Here is a 19,818-nt window from a genome sequence, read left to right as displayed (position 1 = left end):
TCTCATATGCAACTGGCGAATATCGTACGCGAGCGCTGGAAAGGCGTCTTGTTCTGCCTGATCATCGCCATTCCCGCGACGTTGCTCGGCAAACAAATTGAGGTGGTCGGCGGTCCGGTATTTGCCATTCTCTTTGGCATGGTCCTGGCGCTCGTCTTTCCCAAGAATCGTCGCGAACAGCTCGCCGCCGGTGTCACCTATACGTCTAAAAAAGTCTTGCAGTACGCGGTTATCCTGCTTGGCTTTGGCATGAACCTCTCCCAGATTCTGTCCAAGGGCGCCCAGTCGCTGCCGATTATCGTGGCGACGATCTCGACCTCGCTTGTCATCGCCGTCGTGCTCTGCCGCGTTATGAACGTGCCGGGCAAGATTGCGACGCTTGTGGGTGTGGGCTCGTCGATTTGCGGCGGTTCGGCCATCGCTGCGACCGCGCCCGTCATCGATGCCGACGATCGCGAGATTGCCCAAGCCATTTCGGTCATCTTCCTGTTTAACGTTATCGCGGCGCTCGTGTTTCCGACGCTCGGCGGCATGCTCGGGCTGACCAACGAGGGCTTTGGCCTGTTTGCCGGCACCGCCATCAACGACACCTCGTCGGTAACGGCTGCGGCGAGCGCCTGGGATAGCATGCATCCCGGCGCCAATGTGCTCGAAAGCGCCACAGTGGTTAAGCTCACCAGGACGCTGGCCATTATTCCCATTACATTGGCTCTCGCATGCTGGCAGATGCATCTGGCGCGCAAGGCCGGCGGCGACGCCAAAAGCACGTTCTCGCTTAAACGTGCGTTTCCCATGTTTGTGTTGTTCTTTGTGCTGGCGAGCGTGATCACCACGGTGCTTCAGCTTCCTGCGTCCATTACGGCGCCCATCAAGGAGCTGTCGAAGTTCTTTATCGTGATGGCCATGGCGGCTATTGGCTTTAATACCGATATCGTCGAGCTGGTCAAAAAGGGCGGCAAACCCATCGCGTTGGGCTTTTGCTGCTGGATTGGCATTGCATGCATGAGTTTGGGAATGCAGCACGTGCTGGGAATCTGGTAGAGAAGTAGCTGATTTGCGTGTTGCGTGCTGGCGAGCGCATACCTGCGGTGGAGCGATAGGAGCTCTTGCGGGTATGGCTTGTCCGCAGGTTGATAGGTCCCGAAGAGCTCTTATCGCCCCGCCAGGATGGCGATGCGGGGCAATTCATATACTCGCAGGACGGCGACTTTTGCCCTATAGTGTTTGGTGAGTAATATCGTTCAATTTTGAAACATTCGGTCGTGCGACCGTCGGCGGTTGCACGTCGCCGCGGACAGGGGCAAATCATGGATAGCGATGCCAAGCTGCAGATTCTGATTGAGGCATTGTCCGCAGCCGGAGTATCGGCGCTGGCAGTCGACGAGCGCGGTGGCGTTGTGATCTCGACTATGAGTGACGCGGCACTCGAGCAGGATATCGCCGCTTTTGTTTCCGAGCGTCTCGCTCGCGTGGGCGATGGGGCGCGCCTGGTGATGGGCCACGAGGGCGTGCGGTTGAGCTTGACGGTGCGCCCGACGGCCAAGGAGCGCGGAGCGCTTTGGGTGGTCGTGGCGCATGAGGTGCGCGCCGCTGCGACGCATGCGGGCATCGAGTGGCTCAATGCCGACGAAGTCGAGGCTCGCTACGCGTCGAGCACGTACGGCATCGTCGAAGATGCGGCGGCGGTCGCTGCCCCCGTACGTGGGAGCTATGCGCGTGGGGTGCCCCTTATGCTCGAGGGCGAGCTGGGCGCGGGGCAGGATCAGATTGCAAAACGCCTGTACCTGGATGGACCCTATGCCGATCAGCCCTTTGTGTCCGTTGCGCTCGATGAGCTTACGGATCGCGGCTGGCGCCATCTGCTCAAAAGTTCCGAATCGCCGCTATTCCAAACGGGGCTGACACTTTGCATGGGCGGCTGGCATGCTGTTGGCCCCCAACGTCTGCGCGAGCTCGTGTCCGCAATGATCGACACGGTGCTCGCAACTCGTTGCCATGTGGTGTTGACGGCAAACGATATGCCGGGCGGCGGCGAAAGCGATCAGGCTGCTTTTGTAACCGAGCGTCTGGCCTGTGCAGTGAGTGTGGCGCCGGCGATTGCCGAGCAGGGCGGCGCGTCGGAAAAGGTTGCGCGCTATCTGGGGTATCTGGCAGATATGTTTAAGACGGGTGCCCCCATGTTGTCCGCCGCCGCGGCAGAGACGCTCGATGCGTACCGTTGGCCCCGCAATTACCTGCAGCTGCGTGAAGTCTCTGAACGACTCTATATATTAGTGGGGGCGGGTACGGTGGAGCGTGCCGTGGCGAAAGAGGTGCTTGCCCAGGAGGACGTTATCAAGACCGCGACCTTTGGCGCCCCGGCGCTCGAAAGCGATTTGTACATCTTGCGTCCCCTGGCCGATACCGAGCGCGATGTCGCACGGTTGGTCCTGCAGCACCTTCACGGCAACAGGACACGTGCGGCAGAGGTGCTCGGTATAAGCCGCACGACTTTATGGCGCCTGCTGAAGGACAACGACCGCTGAGCGAGGCGCCGTGACCGCGTGCGGCGCGTGTGATACAGTCCAAAGAAGCATTGTTTCGATTGTGTTACGGCGTGCGGGGGAGTATGGCGGAGACTTCAAAAACGAACCGAACAAAGCGAAGTGCGGCGCCGGTCGGCCGGCGTACGACTTCGCGGACGTGGGGCAAAAGCGCCTCGGGGTTCGACGGCTCGTTCAAGCGCACAAAATATGGCTATCCTTCGGCAAGCGCTCGCTTGGCCATGCAGGCCGAGTCCTCGTTGTGGGGACGAAGGCGCGTGGTGGGCTCAAAGCTCAAGCACGATGGAACGCTTGGCTACATCAGCCGCGGTGCTGCCCGCCGTAGCGGCCTCAATCCTGCAGGCTGGCATCGTTACGTGCCGATCGTGGTCGTTGCCGCGATAATCGTCATCGCGCTCGCGGCGCTCGGATATGCCGGCGACGGCGCGAGTCTGGGCGCGATTTTCAAATCGCCTGAACTTGCGCATGCTGGCACGGAGCTTGTTGAAGGCGCACAAGACCAGACGGGTGTGGCGCCCCAGCGCGGTATGGTCGCAGCTGCTGCCACCATTGCCGATGCTCAAAAGGACGAAGGCGGGCAAAGCGACGACGCCGATGCGAGTCAGACGAGCGAAACGGCAACAACTCCATCGGCAAGATAAGTTGCGAGTGGGGCAGCAAATATGGGACGGGGCCTTTCAGCGGGTCCGCCGTTCGTTAGAACGGCGGAACATACACCACGTTTTCGCGGCGGGGCTTGGCCTCGGGAAGCGTGCCCTCGGCATAGCCCAGGATGCAGTTGCCAACACCGCGCAGGCTTCCGTCGGCGGACAGACCCCAGCTGGCCAGCAGCTCCAGGCCCTCGGGCGAATCGAAAACCTCGTGGGCGCGATGAATCCAGCATGAATCAACGCCCAGCGCATAGGCTGCGTTGAGCAGGTTGCCCATGGCGAGCGAGCCGTCTTCCAGGTGCGTGGGCACGCTGCGGTCGACCAGCACCACCACAACGGTCTTGGCGCCGTAGAAGGGATCTCCCTCTCTGCCCATAACTTGGGCGTTGAGCTGCGAGAGGCGCTCGACGGTCGCCGGATCGGTAACGGCGACAAACGTCACCGGCTGGCGCCCCATGCCGCTCGGTGCATACTGGCCGGCTTCGATAATGCGTGCGAGCTTTTCGGTCTCGACAGGGCGGTCGCTGTATTTGCGGCAGCTGCGGCGGCGGATGAGCGCTTCGATGGTCTCCATGGGTTCTCCTAGCGATGACGTTGCAGATGCTCCGTTCTTACCCGTCGTGCCGTAGCCGTAATCGCGCAGAGGGCCCAAACAGCAATAGCCACCAATCGGAAAAGTCGGCTTGCATAAAACTGCGGCAAGAATGTGAGAAACTGATGAGATGGTTAAACGTTTTATCCCGTCTACCCTGCGGTTTTTTACCACTTGCCTAAAACAGGGGCGCATATCAATTGATAAAGGTTTTACTAAAGGGGTACCAACGTTAATCAATGCGCTGTGGTGGCGCTGGGCCAGGAGGTAACTATCATGTTCCAGGCTGGAGATGTCGTCGAGACTGACTTCGAAGGATTTCTGAAGCTGCTGCGTTCCAAGACGCGCGCTTTCGTGTCGATCAACGATCACGAGTACTACATCACGCACACCGATGGCTATTGGCGTGTTCAGGATTGCGAGACCCTCAACGATAAGGGCCACTTTACTGATTGCTCCGAGCTGGTCAACACGGTCTGCGAGGTCGTCGAGCTACCTTGGATCTGCGGCAAGAGCCTGCACGACAGCTTTGCGGGCGCAACGGTCTACGAGGCCGTCGCTGCCTAACGGGCAAATACATCGCTATTCTCGCGTGACCGCCGGCGCCGCCCCCGCGCCGGCGGTCTTTTTTGTCGATATGCTTATGTAGAGCCGACCATAAACAACGAGCGTATTGACGATAGTCAAAACTCGGACTATCGAATGGTGGGAGAGATGAATAGTGCAGTTAGCCTGGTCGATTTCGACCGGATGCTCGTCGACACGAGTGCAGCGGGCGGAAGCGTTGCCGTGAGTCGGCTGACGAGTGAATGGTTCTACAGCAAACAGACCATCAATTCGGCGATCAAGACGCTTAGGGCGCGAGGGCTTGCGACGTTGGAGTTTGCCGAGGGCAGTCGTAAGAACAAGGTTGTGCGATTGACCGAAGAAGGCGTGCGGTTTGCCAAGCGCTACGCGTTACCGGCGCAAAAAGCCGAGCAACAGGCATTCGAAGCGCTCGAGCCGTGGGAACAGCGCGAGATCATGCGCCTGGTCGGTAAATTCTCCCATGTTCTGAACGAAGAGTGCGAGGCATTTAAACGGCAAGTGGCCGCCGAGAACGAGGCTGACGATAAGGGCGAGGGGGACACATGCGACTCTTAATGAGGTTTATGAGGCCGTACCGCGGTCTGATTGCGGTGACGCTGTTTGCGGTGCTGATAGATAACGTCGGTACGCTGTTGGTTCCCACGATGCTGGCGAACATGGTCAACACCGGTATTACCACGGGCGATGTCGACTATATTTTACGTAACGGCCTGTACATGCTTATCGCGACCGGCATGGCCAGCGGCGGCACGGTGCTGGGCTGCTATCTTTCGGCGCGCCTGGCCGCCAACGTGGCCTGCGATATCCGCAATGCCGTGTACGACAAGTCGCTCGAGCTGTCCGCCAGCGACTTTGAGCGCTTTGGCACGGGTTCGATGATCACACGCTCGCTCAACGACATCAACGTGATTCAGCAAGCTGTCCTTCAGACGATTCAGCTGGTGTTGCCGGTGCCATTCTTGGCCGTGGCAGGCATCATTTTTGCTTGGTTCATCGATCCCGCCATGGGCACGCTGCTGGGCGTGGTGGTTGCGATCGTGCTGGTGGCGGCGGTCTTTACGGTGGCTAACGCCGCGCCGATTTTTATGCGCCTGCAGAGCTTTATCGACCGCATGAACGTGGTGCTGCGCGAGAACATCGTGGGCGTGCGCGTCATCCGCGCATTTAACAAGGAGCGCCACGAGGAGCAGCGCCTGGACGAGGTGTTTAGCGATTACGCGGCCAACGCCATCAAGGTCAACCACCTGTTTGTGGGCCTCGACAGCTCCAGCTTCTTTTTGATGAACATCGCCGAGGTGGCGGTGCTGTGGGTGGGCGGCAACCGCGTGGGCGTCCACGCCATGCAAATCGGCAGCATTTCGGCCGTGTTGGAATACGCGATCCTGATTCTTTTCTTTGTGATGATGGCGCAGATGGTGATTCTGACGCTTCCGCGCGCCGCGGCGTGCCTCAACCGTGCGCAGCAGGTGCTCGAAATCGAGCCGAGCATCGTGGACGGCAAGGCTACGCTGGGCGACGGGGCGCCTGAGTCCGCAGACGGAGCCGACGCGGTCGCCGTGTTCGATCATATGTCGTTTCGTTTTGACGACGCCGACGAGGACACGCTGTGCAATCTGAGCTTTACCTGTCGCCGCGGTCAGACGACCGCGATCGTCGGCTCGACGGGCTCGGGCAAATCGACGGTGGCCAAGCTCCTGCTGCGCTTCCACGATGCCACCAAGGGCGCCATTCGCCTAGACGGCGTCGACCTGCGCGAGCTTTCGCAAGGCGAGATACGCGGGCGCATTGCCTATGTGCCGCAAAAGGCATGGCTGTTCTCGGGCACCGTGGCAAGCAATCTGCGCTTTGGCAATGAAGACGCAACTGAGGCCGACATGCTTCATGCGCTCCAGGTTGCCCAGAGCACCTTTGTGCTCGATCAGCCGCAGGGGCTCGATACGCCGGTATCCCAGGGCGGCACGAACTTTTCGGGCGGTCAGCGCCAGCGTTTGGCAATCGCCCGTGCGCTCATGAAGCATGCCGATCTGTATATCTTCGATGACAGTTTTTCGGCCCTGGACTTTAAGACCGATGCGGCACTGCGCCATGCGCTGCAGGACGAGACGCGCGATGCCGCGGTGCTCATCATCGCCCAGCGCATCTCGACGATCTTGCACGCCGACCAGATCGTCGTGCTCAAGGACGGCGAGGTTGTGGGCTTGGGCACGCATGGCGAGCTTATGGAAACCTGCGAGGTGTACCGCGCCATCGCGGAATCGCAGATGAAGGGAGGTGAGTAGCATGACCGAGGAGCTCAGGAAGCAGGCCAGCGTTGATGACGCCGTTGCCGCGGGACTGGTTGAGGAAACGGCTGCCGTAGCACCCGAGCTGGACGAGGCCGCCAAGGCTGCAGCCGAGCGCGAGGCTCGCCGCCAAGCGCTCTACGAGGAAAACGAACGCGCCGAGGACGAGCGCGCCCGCGCTGAGGCAGAGCGCATGCGCGATGTGGACGACGAGGACGAGGACGAGAAACCCCGCGACACCTGGGCGACGGTGCGCCGCCTGTGGAGCGAGGCTGCCGGTGACCATTGGCGCTTCTATATCGTGTTCGCGAGCATCGTGTTCTATGCCATCTTTAACACCGCTGCGCCGGCATATAGCGCCCGCGTGATCGATGAGCTGTGGGGCCACATTCAGGTGGCGTTTGCCAACGACACCACCTTCAACATCACCTGGGAGAACTGCGGCAGGACCATCTTCATCTACTTTATGATCTGGACGGCCGCTGCCTCGTTCTACGCGCTCCAGAGCTTTTTGATGTCGAGCGTGGCCGAACGCCTCAACCTGCACCTGCGTAACCGCATCGCTCAAAAGCTCAACCGTCTGCCGCTTGCCTTCTTTGATGCGCATCGTCCCGGCGAGGTCGTTAGCCGTGCGACCAACGACTTAGACAAGATGTCTGAGAGCATGCAGCGCGGCTTGCTGCAGCTTCTGGTGTCGATCGGTACCGTGGTGGGCGCCGTGAGCGTGATGTTCGTGTTTAGCGTGCCGCTCACGCTTGTCTTTTTGTTCTTTACGGCGCTTTCGCTGCTGGTGACGAAGGTCGTTTCGCGCCGCACGCACGATGTGACGGGCGAGCGCCAGGAGTGGGTGTCCAAGATTACGAGCGCGGTCGAGGAAGGCTACTCGGGCCGTCTGGTGATTCGTGCGTTCAACCGTGAGCGCCAGAGTTCTGCCGAGGTGCACGAGGCTTCGAAGGAGCTGGCGCGCGTGAGCACCAAGGCCGACTTCATGATTAACGCCGTCGGCCCCGCGGTGCGCTTTATCGGCCGCCTGGCGCAGATCGTGATTGCGCTGGTGGGCTGCAGCATGCTGGTTGCTGGCCACATGACCGTCGGCGTGTTCCAGGCGTTCTTCCAGTTTATCTACGAGGCATCCGAGCCCATGACGCAGCTGTCATTCACTTTCAACTCGCTGCAGAGCGCGCTGGCGAGTGCGGAGCGCGTGTTCGACCTGCTCGATGAGCCCGAGATGGAAGCCGATCCGTTGCCGGCGGCCGCCGCCAAGCTGCCGGGCAAGGTGGAGGGCCGTATTGCCTTTGAACACGTGCGTTTTGGCTATGCGCCCGACAAGCCGCTCATGCGCGACGTGTCGTTTACCGCCGAGCCGGGCCAAAAGATCGCGGTGGTGGGAACCACGGGTGCGGGTAAGACCACGCTCATCAATCTGCTCATGCGCTTCTACGAGATCGACGGTGGCCGCATTACCCTCGACGGTGTGGACACGAGCCGCATGGACCGCGGCGAGCTGCGCCAGCAGTTTGGCATGGTGTTGCAGGACGCCTGGCTGTTCGATGGCACCATTGCCGAGAACATCGCCTATGGCTGTCCCGAGGCGACGCGCGAGGAGATTGTCGCGGCCGCACGTGCCGCTCAGGTCGACTTCTTTGTGCGCACTATGCCGCAGGGTTACGACACGCGTGTGGCTAACGATGCCGAGAGCATCAGCCAGGGCCAACGTCAGCTGCTGACCATCGCGCGTGTGCTGCTCAACAACCCGGCGATCCTCATCCTGGACGAGGCGACGTCGAGTGTGGACACGCGCACCGAGCTCGCCATCGGCCGTGCTATGGACGCGCTCATGCGCGGGCGCACGAGCTTTGTGATCGCGCACCGTCTGTCGACGATCGTCGATGCCGACCTCATCCTGGTCATGGACCACGGCAATATCATCGAGCAGGGTACGCACAAGGAGCTGCTGGCTGCCGAGGGCGCTTACGCCGACCTCTACCTAAGCCAGTTCGCATAAGGTGACAAAGGGGCAGTCCCGCATGCCACATCGAAAAGAAGGCGCGCCGGGGGCGGATTCCCCAGCGCGCCTTTTGTGTTGGCGTTCATGCTGTGGCGGCTGCCCGCGGCCTTAGCGCTCGTCCACGAGCTTGGCGACGAGGGCTTTGAGCTCGGCCACCTCTTGCTCGAGTTCCTTGACGCGACGGGCGTTTTCGGTGATGCCCTGACGGTTGAGGGCGCTCTGCTCGGCGGCATCGTCGGGCATGTACTCGCGATGCTGCTTGGCGTCGAAGCTCTCCTCGAACACGCGGCAGCCGTTGCGCTTGATGATGCGCCCAGGCACACCCACGACGGTGCAGTTGTCGGGCACGTCCTTGACGACGACCGAGTTGCCGCCGATCTTGACGTTGTTGCCGATGCGAATGTTGCCGAGCACCTTGGCGCCCGTGCCCACGGTGACGTTGTTGCCCAGGGTGGGGTGGCGCTTGCCGGTCTCGTTGCCGGTGCCGCCGAGCGTAACGCCCTGGTAGAGCACGCAGTTGTCGCCCACGACGGTGGTTTCGCCGATGACGACGCCCATGGCGTGGTCGATAAAGAAATGCTTGCCGATTTGTGCGGCGGGATGAATCTCGACGCCGGTGATGTGGCGGGTGATTTGCGAGAGCACACGGGCGAGCGAGCGATGACCGTGCTCCCAGAGCCAGTGCTCGGGCACGTGGTTCCACTTGGCGTGCAGGCCAGGATAGGAAAGGAAGATGACCAGACCGCTTTGTGCGGCGGGGTCCTGCGCCTGGACGGTCTTGATGTCCTCGCGAATGGTATTGATAAAGCTCACCGGCCGCCCTCCCTTAGCGCCATGGCAATGCGATTCAATAAAGTATAGCGATTCGCTAGGGATTAGGAAGAACAATCTTGGCGGCTTTGCGCGACAGGTGTCAGTTATGCAAACTTGCTGGTAATGAAGTAAGACTTTTGAGGGGTTTGGCCCGTGCTCGCGCCGCAACCGTATACTGGTCAACTTGGACGTATCCGCGCCCACAACTGAGAGGTTTTACTTCATGGGTTTCATCAATTTCATTGCCGAGCTGCTTAAGGATCCGCGCGCTGCGATCGCCAGCTGGATCGCCGCCGGCCCGCTTATGGCCTACGGCTGCGTGTTCCTGATCATCTTCATTGAGACAGGCGTGGTGTTCTTCCCGTTCCTTCCCGGCGACTCGCTGCTGTTTGCCTCGGGCTTCTTTGCCCACAACGGCGGCTTTAACATCGTGGCGCTTCTGGCCACCGCATGGGCCGCAGCCATCCTGGGCGATCAGTGCAACTTTATGATCGGCCACTTCTTTGGCCGCAAGATCATCGCCTCGGGCAAGGTAAAGGCCATGACGCCCGAGCGCATCAAAAAGTCCGAGGATTTCCTGGATAAGTGGGGCCATCTGGCCATCTTCCTCGGCCGCTTCTTCCCGTTCATCCGCACCTTTGTGCCTTTTATCGCCGGCATGGGCGGCATGCATTGGCGCAACTTCGTTGTCTTTAACGTGCTGGGCGGCATTACCTGGTCGACGGTCTTTACGCTGCTGGGCTACTTCTTTGGCGGCATTCCCTTTGTGCAGGAGCACTTTGAGCTGCTGATTATCGGCATTGTCGCCGTGTCGATCATCCCGACCGTGGTCGGCTTGGTTAAGGCTAAGCTGGGCAAAAAGAACGCATAGCTCGAGCCGGCGCACAAATCGTGTCGTTGAGGCCCGTCACCGTTTACGGTGGCGGGCCTCTTTAGTTTCGGTCAAATGAAAATACTTTAGTTAGTTAAAGAAAAACGTTTTATCCGACGCGCGTGCGGAGTACAATCTCGTGCATGCGAATCGACGTGCCATTGGCTTTGATGCCGTTCGCGTGTCCCGTCCGGCTCTACGCTCCGGGCGTGCGACGTTGCGACGCGGTCGGCCTCGGTCCTTGCGTGCGAGTTCGCGAGTATGCAACTGTGTATGTAAGGAGCGACATATGACTGTCGAGAAGAAGGATATCGATTGGGGTAGCCTCGGCTTTGGCTACATGAAGACCGATTACAGCTACGAGGCTCATTGGAAGGACGGCGAGTGGGACGAGGGCGGCCTGACCACCGACCACACCTTGCATGTCTCCGAGTGCGGCGGCATCTTCCATTATTGCCAGGAGGTCTTTGAGGGCCTGAAGGCCTACACCGCCGAGGACGGCAGCATCGTCTGCTTCCGTCCCGACATGAACGCCGAGCGCATGTATAACTCTGCCCAGCGCCTCGAGATGCCCCCGTTCCCCAAGGATAAGTTTGTTGAGGCCGTCAAGCAGGTCGTTTCTGCCAACGCCGCTTGGGTTCCGCCCTTCGGTTCTGGTGCGACCCTGTACGTGCGTCCGTTTATGATCGGCTCCGGTGACGTGATCGGCGTGGCTCCCGCTCCTGAGTACACGTTCCGCATTCTCGTGACCCCGGTCGGTCCGTACTTTAAGGGCGGCCTCAAGCCCGTCAAGCTGCGCGTTTCCGAGTACGACCGCGCCGCACCGCACGGCACCGGCAATATCAAGGCCGGCCTGAACTACGCCATGTCCCTCAAGCCCACGATGGAGGCCCATCGCGAGGGTTATGCCGAGAACCTGTATCTCGACTCCGAGTCCCGCACCTATGTCGAGGAGACCGGTGGCGCGAACGTTCTGTTCGTGAAGGAGAACGGCACCCTCGTCGTTCCTCAGTCGCACACCGACTCCATCCTGCCCTCCATCACCCGTCGCTCGCTCGTTCAGGTTGCCGAGGATTTGGGCATGACCGTCGACCAGCGTCCCGTCGAGTGGGCCGAGGTCAAGGCCGGCACCTTTGTGGAATGCGGCCTGTGCGGCACCGCTGCCGTCATCTCCCCGGTGGGCGAGATCGACAACAAGGTCTACGGTGCCGATGAGACCGTGACCTTCCCGGCTGGCTGCACCGAGATCGGCCCCGTGATGAAGAAGCTTCGCGAGACCCTGACTGGTATTCAGTCCGGTGCTGTCGAGGATAAGCACAACTGGGTTTACACCGTCGCATAAGCTGCCTTGTATGTCCGGCCCGAGGGCAACCTACCTTTCCGGCGCGTCCTCGGACATGAAAGAACCTCCGCTGCGCACTTCGTGCGGCGGAGGTTCTTTCGTCCTGCGGAGTGCGCCGGAAAGGTAGGTTGCCCTCGGGACTGCGTTACCTCGGTACTGCCGTTACGGGCAATATAGATCTGAATTAAAGATGGTACGCGGCCTTTTGGCCGCGCTTTTGTTTTGCTTCGAGCCATGTGGGGGGTGGTGGCGACGTGCATTTTTGCGAGTATTCTGCAATCGAAGGCCCTTGCATACCGACCTCGGGCGAAAAATCGGGATTTATCGATGTTTTCTACGAATGATGGGCGGGGCTATGGGCTGATAGCGTTTGATTTGCAGGAATATTCGCGGTCTTTGGCATTTATCGTGGCGCTCGAAGCTGTCGGGCATGCTGAATACTCACAAAAATGCACGGCGCCTTGAGGGGGACCTTCGCGACAAAGGAAACCGCCCCGTCGAAGTATGCATTCGACGGGGCGGTTTATGCAAAAACGGTTGTGGATGCGTCAACGGCTCACTAGAACTTGACGGTTGGTGCCTGGCGGGCGGCCTCGGCGGCCTCGAAGCCCTGGCGCTCCTTAAACTGGAAGATGCCGGCAAAGATAACAGCCGGGAACGTCTGGATGGCGTTGTTGTAGCTGAGCACGCAATCGTTGTAGCTCTGGCGCGCGTAGCTCACCTTGTTCTCGGTGTCCTCGAGCGTGGACTGGAGCTGCGTAAAGTTGGTATTTGCCTTAAGGTCGGGGTAGGCCTCGGCGACGGCAAAGAGCTGGCGCAGCGCACCGGTCAGCACGTTGTCCGCTTCCATCTTGGCCTCGGGGGTGGTGGCGCTCACGGCGGCGTTGCGCGCGTTGACTACGGCGGCGAGCGTGTCCTGCTCGTGCTTGGCGTAGCCCTTGACGGTCTCGACCAGGTTAGGGATCAGGTCGTTGCGGCGCTGCAGCTGCGTGTCGATGTTCTGCCAGGCATTATCGATGCGATTGCGCTTGGTGACCATGTTGTTGTAGATGCCGGCGATGGCGCTGGCGATCACAACGACAACAACGATACCGATGATGACGGGAAGCATGATGTCTCCGTTTCGAATGGCAGCGGCGTTTTGCGCCGGCTGCCGTTGGTGTAACGCTACTAGTATACCCGCAACCTTTGGCGATACCGAACTTTCCGGTAAGCGTTATGTTTCCGCCAAGGAGGGGCCGCCAATATGGAACGGGTGGTACAGGTGTAAGATATGCGACAAATTAAGGAATGCTGTCTACACCTTGAGGATGGCGATATGGATGGACCTTCGCATCAAGAAAACCTATCGTGCCCTGTTCGATGCTTTTACCGAGCTCTTGGAAGAGCATCGGTTTGAGGATTTGACGGTTGCCATGCTTTGCGACCGGGCCCTGATTCGCCGCACGACGTTCTATAAGCATTTTCGCGATAAAAACGATTACTTTGCCTTCTATATCGATGAGCTTATGACGGGCTTGCCGCAAAACCGGACCGATGCAGCGGACGCGGAGCCGCTTGATGACGTACGGGCGCTTCGCCATGAGGTCTTTGACGATGCCATGAATATGATTCTGGCGCATGAGCAGCTCATGGATAACCTTTTGGCCAGCAGCATGTCGGGCATGCTGACCGGCATGATTTGCGACCGCATTGCGCGTTCCATCCGCGAGCGTGTGATGAGCTCGCTTGCCGAAGATGCCCTGGCGCCCGTTTCGCTCGAGACGACATCGGAGTTTATCGCCGGTGGCATTATTCGACTGTTCACAAATTGGTGGGAGTCGGGTCACGATCTTGAGCGTCGACCCGAGATAGCCGACGTGGTCGATGCGCTGTTTGAGCGCACCATGACGCCGGTGAATCACTAAGGTGGCGGAGAGAGGGGGATTCGAACCCCCGGAACGCTCTCGCGCTCAACGGTTTTCAAGACCGCCGCATTCAACCGCTCTGCCATCTCTCCGTGAGTCGTAATGATAGCATCGTTTTGAATTTGCAACAGGGAAGGCGAACGATGACGATCACCGAAATCGACGAGAAGTTCATGCGCGAGGCGCTGGCGGAGGCGCGCGCCGCCGCTGCGGTGGGCGAGGTACCGATTGGTGCCGTGGTAGTGCGCGCGGGCGAGATTGTCGCGAGGGCGCATAATCGCCGCGAGCTCGACCAGGATCCTTCGGCGCATGCCGAATTTTTGGCCCTGTGTGCCGCCGCTCAGACGCTTGGACGCTGGCGCCTTTCCGATTGCACGGTCTACGTGACGCTCGAGCCCTGCTGTATGTGCGCGGGGCTTATGGTTAACGCGCGCGTGGGGCGTTGCGCGTATGGCGCGACCGATGCCAAGGCGGGCGCGCTGGGTTCGCTGTACGACCTCAATGTCGATTCGCGCCTGAACCATCGGTTTAATGTGACCGCCGGCGTGCTGGCAGGCGAGTGCCGTGAAGTGCTGAGCAGCTATTTTGCTGGCCTGCGCGGTGTCGACGGCGTCGGTTGCGGTTTGAACCTTGAGGCGCATGCGTCTCACGCCGAGGCGCTCGCGGGTGTTGGAGATCTCACCGACGAGACGGTCGACTTTGGCCCCGTGCAGCGGCGGCCCCGCCGTGTGCTGCTGGCGATCGACTCCTTCAAGGGCAGCGTGTCGAGTGCGCAGGCGGAGGAGGCCGTTGCCGAAGGCGTGCGCCGTGTGTGGCCCGATGCCGAGCTGGGCGCTTTGCCGCTGGCAGATGGTGGCGAGGGAACGCTCGACGCCATCGCCGCACGCGGTGGCGAGCTTTCAACCTGCGAGGTTGCAGGTCCCTTGGGCGACCGCGTGTCTGCCCGGATGCTGGTGGACGGCGAGCACGAGTCCGCGGTCATCGAGATGGCCGAGGCGGCGGGTATTGGGTATTCACCTTGCACGGAGTCGGCGGCGTTGGCGGCCACAACCTATGGCGTGGGCGAACTGATGCTTCGTGCGCTTCGCGCGGGTGCAAAGACTATCTATATTGGTCTGGGCGGCAGTGCCACCAACGACGGTGGCGCCGGCATGCTGCGGGCGCTGGGCGCCCACCTTGTCGATGAGTGTGGCTGCAATATCGCCCCCGGTCTCGCGGGCCTTGAACACGTGACGAGTATCGATTTGGCACCGGCGCTTCGGGCGCTGAATGGCGCGCGTATCATCGTGCTTTCCGATGTCGAGAATCCGCTCGTGGGGCGTCGAGGCGCACTGGCGGTGTTTGGCGGGCAGAAGGGTCTGCCGACGGGTGATGCCGAGGTGCTGAGCAGGTACGACAGCTGGATGGTCGGCTACGGCCGCCTGCTCGATGCAGCGATTACCGGGGCGCGGGCTCAGGGGTTGTTGCGCGTGCCCGAGGGTGCACGGACATTTGGCTCGGTGCTCGGCGTGCCCGGTGCCGGTGCTGCTGGCGGCCTGGGTGCCGCGCTGCTGGCGCTCGGGGCGGAGTTGCGTTCGGGCGTTGAGACGGTGCTCGATCTCGTGGGGTTTGATGAGCGCGTGCGTGATGTCGACCTGGTCATTACAGGCGAGGGCAATATGGACGAGCAATCCGCCGCCGGTAAGGCACCGGTGGGCGTGGCGCGTCGCGCCAAGCGATATGGCAAGTCGGTAGCCGCTGTCGTGGGCGGTCGTGCTGACAACCTGGATGCGGTGTATGGGCAGGGCATCGACCTGGTTTTGCCAGTCTGTCGCAGACCCATGGGCCTTGAGCTGGCGCTCGATTCCCAGGAAGCCATAACCAACCTCATCTGCGCCGGTGAATCCGCCGCCCGATCCTACGACCTCGGCCGACTCTAGTAAAATGATCGTTCGGTTTAGCTTGGATAGCCAAAAAGTAGTCAAAAAAGCCCTGTCCCAAACTAGCTATCTTGCCGTGGCGAGCGAGAGCGGGTAAGATATACCGAGCGCCTAGCGCGTTCGATGGGTTCGGATGACGACATGTTCCGAATCTGGTCAGGTCCGGAAGGAAGCAGCCATAAGGAGCCTCTGTCGGGCATCCGAATCCATCGAGTGCGCAGGCGCTTTTTGGTGCCGCGGCTACCCGCGAGTGCCGGCAGGGCGCTTGGTGTCTCGCTGGTCCTCGGCTTCGCCTGCGGGATCGCGCGACTACCAAGCGCCCTGCCGGCACTCGCGGGTAGCCGACCAAAACCGCCTGAAGGGTCACATTTATCTGATAATTGAATCCCTGGCGTTATGCCGCTCGCTGGCGTTGCCAAAACATCGGCTGCTACATGCCTTGGGCGCTAGCGAACGTCGCCCTTACATCTGTAACGAGTTGCTTACGCATCTCCAGGGCTCTCCGTACTATCATGAATCAGATTGAAGAGAGATGATGATAGGGAGCGCCTATACATGATTGAGCTGCTCAGGCGTTTTGGTGGCAAGTTTCGCCGGTATATGGTGATCGGCCCAGCGTGCAAGCTGATCGAAGTGATCTTTGACCTGCTGACGCCGCTGGTGATTGCCCAGATGATCGATAAAGGTATCGGTGCGCACGACGTGAGTGCCGTCGTCCACTATGGCATGGTACTTGGCGCCATGGCTGTGATCGGTATCTCGTTTACGCTCGTCTGCCAAAAGATGGCGGCGCTGACCTCGCAGGGCATGGGTACTGATATCCGCGGCGCGCTCTACCAGCACATCAACAAGCTGAGCTATGCCGAACTCGACCGCTTCGGCACGCCGTCGCTCATCACGCGCATTACCAACGACATCAACCAGGTTCAGCTCGCCGTGGCGCTGGGCGTGCGCATGCTCATCCGCTGGCCCTTCCTGGCGGTGGGCTCTATGGTCGCAGCCCTTGCCATCGACCTTAAGCTCGGCATCATCTTTTTGATTTGCACGCCCGCCATCGGCCTGGTGTTCTGGTTTGTCATGGCACGCTGCATTCCGTACTACAAGCAGCTGCAGGCAAAGCTCGACCGCATTGCACTCATTTGCCGCGAAGGCCTTTCGGGCGCTCGCGTGGTCCGTGCGTTTGTGCGTGAAGATCACGAGCGCGAGCGCTTTGCTCAAGCCGCCGATGACCAGGCCAATACTGCCATCGCGGTGGGCAAGCTCTCGTCGATTCTCAACCCCGTCACGTTTCTTGTGATGAACCTGGGCGTGTGTGCCATCCTGTGGGTGGGCGGCATCCAGGTCAACGTGGGCGAGCTCACGCAGGGCCAGGTCATGGCGTTTGTGAACTATATGACGCAGACCCTCACCTCCATCGTGTACGTGGCCAACCTGGTCGTGGTCTTTACCAAGGCGAGCGCCAGTGCGTCACGTATCAACGAGGTGCTCAATTGCGTGCCGAGCATCACCGACGAGGGCAACCAGCCGGTCGCGCTGCCCGAGCCGGGCAATGTCGCTCCGACCTCCGCGCTGAGCTTGAGCCATGCGAGCTTCTCTTTTGGCGCCGGCGCTGCCAACGCCGTCAACGATGTGACCCTGGAACTCCCGCTGGGCAAGACGCTCGGCATTATCGGCGGCACGGGCAGTGGCAAGTCCACGCTCGTTTCGCTTATCCCGCGCCTGTACGATGCGGGCACCGGCAGCGTGAGCGTAATGGGCGCCGACGTGCGCACCTGGCCGCTCGATCAGCTGCGCCACGTGGTCGCGACCGTCCCGCAGCGCGCGTCGCTGGTGAGCGGCACTATTCGCAGCAACCTGAACTGGCGCGATGAAGCCGCGACCGACGACGAGCTCTGGGCGGCGCTCGATATGGCGCAGGCAAGCGAGTTCGTGCACAACAAGCCCCAGGGGCTCGACGCCCCGGTCGAGGCGGGCGGCAAGAACTTCAGCGGCGGTCAGCGCCAGCGCCTGACTATCGCGCGCGCCCTGGTGGGTTCGCCTCAGATATTGATCATGGACGATTCCGCCTCGGCGCTCGACTTTAAGACTGATGCGGCGCTTCGCCGTGCCATTCGCGAGCGCAGCATGCGCGGTGCCGCCGCGGGCGGGCTGCCGCTCACGACGGTGATTGTGAGCCAGCGCGTCTCGACCGTGCGCGACGCCGATATGATCTGCGTACTCGACCACGGCTCGGTTGCGGGCCTGGGCACGCACGATGAGCTGTACACGACCTGCCAGCTCTACCGCGAAATCTGTCAGTCGCAGCTTCGCCGTGAGGAGCTCGAGGGTCAGCAGGGGAGCGCGTCGCCCGCCCCCGCCCCAGGCGCCGCGCCCGCCTCGACTGCCCCCGCATCCGTCTGCACAAAGGAGGGCTGCTAGATGAATCCGTATACTTCCTCCGGTTCGGTCGCCACGATGACGGCCAACGTGTCCGGCAACGATAACCTTAACGACCTGGGCGACGGTCCGCGCCAACCCGGTGATCCCGAGCGCTATCCCGTGGGTGCGGTGACCCGCCGCCTGCTGGGCTATGTTCACCCGCACCGCGTCTCGTTTGCGGCTTCGTTTGTGAGTGCCGCCATCTCCGTTATCCTGCAGCTCTACACGCCTATTCTTATCGGTGAGGGCATCGACCTCATCGTCTCGGCGGGTCGAGTGGACTTCGACGCGCTGCTGCCGCTCGTCACCAAACTCGCGCTCGTCGTGGTGGGGGCCGCTGCCTTCCAGTGGCTGCAGGGCTACTGCGTCAACCGCCTGTCCTACGAAACGGTGCGCGACATGCGCGTGGAGGCGAGCGACAAGCTCAGCCGCATGCCGCTCAGCTTTGTCGACAGCCATGCCCACGGCGACCTTATGAGCCGCGTGGTCAACGACGTCGACCAGGTCGGCGACGGTCTGCTGCAGGGCTTTACCCAACTTTTCACCGGCGCCATCACCATTGTGGGTACGCTTGCGTTTATGCTTTCCATCAATCTGACCATGACGCTCGTGGTGGTACTCGTCACGCCGCTTTCCATTTTTGCAGCCGGCGCCATCGCCAAGCTCTCCAACAAGAGCTTTACGGCGCAGCAGCGCATTCAGGGTCAGCTTGGCGGCCATATCGAGGAGTATGTGGGCGAGCAAAAGCTGGTGGATGCGTTTGCCTACGGCCCGAACGCCCAAGCGCGCTTCGACGCGCTCAACGCCGAGCTCTATGCGGCAGGTGAGCGCGCGCAGTTTATGGGCTCGCTCTCCAACCCCGGCACGCGCTTTATCAATAACATCATCTATGCCGTGGTCGCTGTGATCGGCTGCGCGGGCGTGATCACGGGCGTGCCTGCGGCGCTCACGGTGGGCGGCGTGCAGATCTTCCTGTCCTACGCCAACCAGTACACTAAGCCGTTCAACGAGGTCACGAACGTCATCACGCAGATCCAGACTGCGTACGCCTCGGCGCGCCGCATGTTTGCACTGCTCGATGCGCGCGAGCAGGAGCCCGATGCGCTAGATGCCGTGGAACTTGCCGCCCCGCAGGGTGAGGTGACCTTTGAACATGTGGACTTTAGCTATGTGCCCGACCGCAAGCTGCTGCAGGATGTCTGCATCGAGGCTAAACCCGGCATGCGCTTTGCCCTGGTCGGTCCTACGGGCTGTGGCAAGACAACGCTCATCAATTTGCTGCTGCGGTTCTACGATATCGACGCCGGTCGCATTGCGGTCGATGGCCGTTCCTCGCGTGACTACACGCGCGCAAGCCTGCGCCGCGCCTTTGGCATGGTGCTGCAGGACACATGGCTGTTCGAGGGCACGGTGGCGGACAACATCGCTTACGGTTGCCCAGGAGCCGCGCGCGAGCAGGTTATCGAGGCCGCCAAGCGCGCGCACGCGCACAAGTTTATCGTGCAGCTGCCAGGCGGCTACGATACGGTAATCGGCGAGGACGGCGGCACGTTTAGCCAGGGTCAAAAACAGCTGCTGTGCATCGCGCGCGTCATGCTCACCGATCCGGCGATTCTGCTGCTGGACGAGGCGACGTCGAGCATCGATACGCGTACCGAGCTGCAGGTGCAGGCGGCATTCGACGAGCTCATGGCCGGTCGTACGAGCTTTGTCGTGGCGCACCGCCTGAGCACCATCCGCAACGCCGACTGCATTCTGGTGATGCGCGACGGCGAGATTATCGAGCGCGGCACGCACGACGAGCTGCTAGCGGCAGGTGGCTTCTACGCCGAACTCTACCGCAGCCAATTCGCCCAGTGAGCAAGCCCGTGGGGCATGTAACGCA

Annotated in this window: 16 protein-coding genes, 1 tRNA gene and 1 other RNA gene; 14 read left to right on the top strand and 4 right to left on the bottom strand. The window is 61.0% G+C overall.

All coding sequences use genetic code 11. The features are described from left to right. Positions 1-6 precede the first annotated feature (6 nt). The 3 genes from NBH09_RS04600 to NBH09_RS04590 all read left to right on the top strand — a co-directional run bounded on the left by NBH09_RS04600 (position 7) and on the right by NBH09_RS04590 (position 3,184). Complete coding sequence (locus NBH09_RS04600) at positions 7-1,041, top strand: YeiH family protein (RefSeq protein ID WP_250787207.1); 1,035 nt, start codon at positions 7-9, stop codon at positions 1,039-1,041. A 266-nt stretch (positions 1,042-1,307) separates the two neighbouring features. Next, positions 1,308-2,525 (top strand): helix-turn-helix domain-containing protein, encoded by a 1,218-nt coding sequence (locus NBH09_RS04595; protein WP_250787206.1) that lies wholly within the window; start codon positions 1,308-1,310, stop codon positions 2,523-2,525. 278 nt (positions 2,526-2,803) lie between these two features. Further along, a complete protein-coding gene (locus NBH09_RS04590) occupies positions 2,804-3,184 on the top strand; it encodes a hypothetical protein (RefSeq protein WP_250787205.1) in 381 nt (126 codons plus the stop codon). Positions 3,185-3,239: 55 nt separating this feature from the next. Here NBH09_RS04590 and NBH09_RS04585 read toward each other — a convergent pair whose 3' ends face one another. After that, positions 3,240-3,767 carry a nitroreductase family protein gene (locus NBH09_RS04585; protein WP_250787204.1) on the bottom strand — a complete coding sequence of 176 codons (528 nt, stop codon included), beginning with the start codon at positions 3,765-3,767 and terminating at the stop codon, positions 3,240-3,242. A gap of 294 nt (positions 3,768-4,061) precedes the next feature. On the opposite strand from NBH09_RS04585, the gene NBH09_RS04580 reads away from it, so the two are divergent. The 4 genes from NBH09_RS04580 (at position 4,062) to NBH09_RS04565 (ending at position 8,660) form a co-directional block, all read left to right on the top strand. After that, positions 4,062-4,352: a CDP-alcohol phosphatidyltransferase gene (locus tag NBH09_RS04580; RefSeq protein WP_250787203.1), complete on the top strand. Its 291-nt coding sequence runs from the start codon at positions 4,062-4,064 to the stop codon at positions 4,350-4,352. Positions 4,353-4,499: 147 nt separating this feature from the next. Continuing rightward, the gene (locus tag NBH09_RS04575) at positions 4,500-4,928 is read left to right on the top strand and encodes a MarR family winged helix-turn-helix transcriptional regulator (RefSeq protein WP_250787202.1); all 429 of its coding nucleotides are present in this window, start codon (positions 4,500-4,502) and stop codon (positions 4,926-4,928) included. Next, positions 4,928-6,652: an ABC transporter ATP-binding protein gene (locus tag NBH09_RS04570; RefSeq protein ID WP_250787221.1), complete on the top strand. Its 1,725-nt coding sequence runs from the start codon at positions 4,928-4,930 to the stop codon at positions 6,650-6,652. Before NBH09_RS04575 ends, NBH09_RS04570 begins: the two co-directional genes overlap by 1 nt. A 1-nt stretch (position 6,653) precedes the next feature. Continuing rightward, positions 6,654-8,660: an ABC transporter ATP-binding protein gene (locus NBH09_RS04565; protein WP_250787201.1), complete on the top strand. Its 2,007-nt coding sequence runs from the start codon at positions 6,654-6,656 to the stop codon at positions 8,658-8,660. A 111-nt stretch (positions 8,661-8,771) separates the two neighbouring features. Here NBH09_RS04565 and cysE read toward each other — a convergent pair whose 3' ends face one another. Then, positions 8,772-9,476, bottom strand: a complete 705-nt coding sequence (gene cysE / locus NBH09_RS04560) for a serine O-acetyltransferase (RefSeq protein WP_250787200.1) — start codon at positions 9,474-9,476, stop codon at positions 8,772-8,774. A gap of 223 nt (positions 9,477-9,699) precedes the next feature. Between cysE and NBH09_RS04555 the strand changes: the two genes are divergently transcribed. Both NBH09_RS04555 and NBH09_RS04550 read left to right on the top strand, forming a co-directional pair. Continuing rightward, positions 9,700-10,347 (top strand): DedA family protein, encoded by a 648-nt coding sequence (locus NBH09_RS04555; protein ID WP_250787199.1) that lies wholly within the window; start codon positions 9,700-9,702, stop codon positions 10,345-10,347. A gap of 289 nt (positions 10,348-10,636) precedes the next feature. Next, entirely contained in the window at positions 10,637-11,689 is a 1,053-nt protein-coding gene (locus NBH09_RS04550) for a branched-chain amino acid aminotransferase (protein ID WP_250787198.1), read from the top strand. A gap of 559 nt (positions 11,690-12,248) precedes the next feature. On the opposite strand, the gene NBH09_RS04545 is transcribed toward NBH09_RS04550, so the two are convergent. After that, positions 12,249-12,800, bottom strand: a complete 552-nt coding sequence (locus NBH09_RS04545; RefSeq protein ID WP_006235641.1) for a LemA family protein — start codon at positions 12,798-12,800, stop codon at positions 12,249-12,251. A 211-nt stretch (positions 12,801-13,011) separates the two neighbouring features. On the opposite strand from NBH09_RS04545, the gene NBH09_RS04540 reads away from it, so the two are divergent. Beyond that, positions 13,012-13,596, top strand: a complete 585-nt coding sequence (locus NBH09_RS04540; protein ID WP_050766158.1) for a TetR/AcrR family transcriptional regulator — start codon at positions 13,012-13,014, stop codon at positions 13,594-13,596. Between the two features lie 2 nt (positions 13,597-13,598). Here NBH09_RS04540 and NBH09_RS04535 read toward each other — a convergent pair. Next, positions 13,599-13,688, bottom strand: a tRNA-Ser gene (locus tag NBH09_RS04535). Positions 13,689-13,739: 51 nt separating this feature from the next. Between NBH09_RS04535 and tadA the strand changes: the two genes are divergently transcribed. The 4 genes from tadA (at position 13,740) to NBH09_RS04515 (ending at position 19,793) form a co-directional block, all read left to right on the top strand. Next, entirely contained in the window at positions 13,740-15,515 is a 1,776-nt protein-coding gene (gene tadA / locus NBH09_RS04530) for a tRNA adenosine(34) deaminase TadA (RefSeq protein ID WP_250787197.1), read from the top strand. A gap of 120 nt (positions 15,516-15,635) precedes the next feature. Continuing rightward, an RNA gene (ffs, locus tag NBH09_RS04525) (signal recognition particle sRNA small type) lies at positions 15,636-15,731 on the top strand. A 339-nt stretch (positions 15,732-16,070) separates the two neighbouring features. Further along, positions 16,071-17,933 (top strand): ABC transporter ATP-binding protein, encoded by a 1,863-nt coding sequence (locus tag NBH09_RS04520; protein WP_250787196.1) that lies wholly within the window; start codon positions 16,071-16,073, stop codon positions 17,931-17,933. After that, a complete protein-coding gene (locus tag NBH09_RS04515) occupies positions 17,934-19,793 on the top strand; it encodes an ABC transporter ATP-binding protein (RefSeq protein ID WP_250787195.1) in 1,860 nt (619 codons plus the stop codon). Positions 19,794-19,818 lie beyond the last annotated feature (25 nt).

This window comes from Collinsella sp. BG-O-102 (assembly GCF_023656745.1).
GTDB lineage: Bacteria > Actinomycetota > Coriobacteriia > Coriobacteriales > Coriobacteriaceae > Collinsella.
The sequence above is the reverse complement of the archived record's forward strand: the minus strand, read 5'-3'. Positions and strand labels throughout refer to the sequence as shown.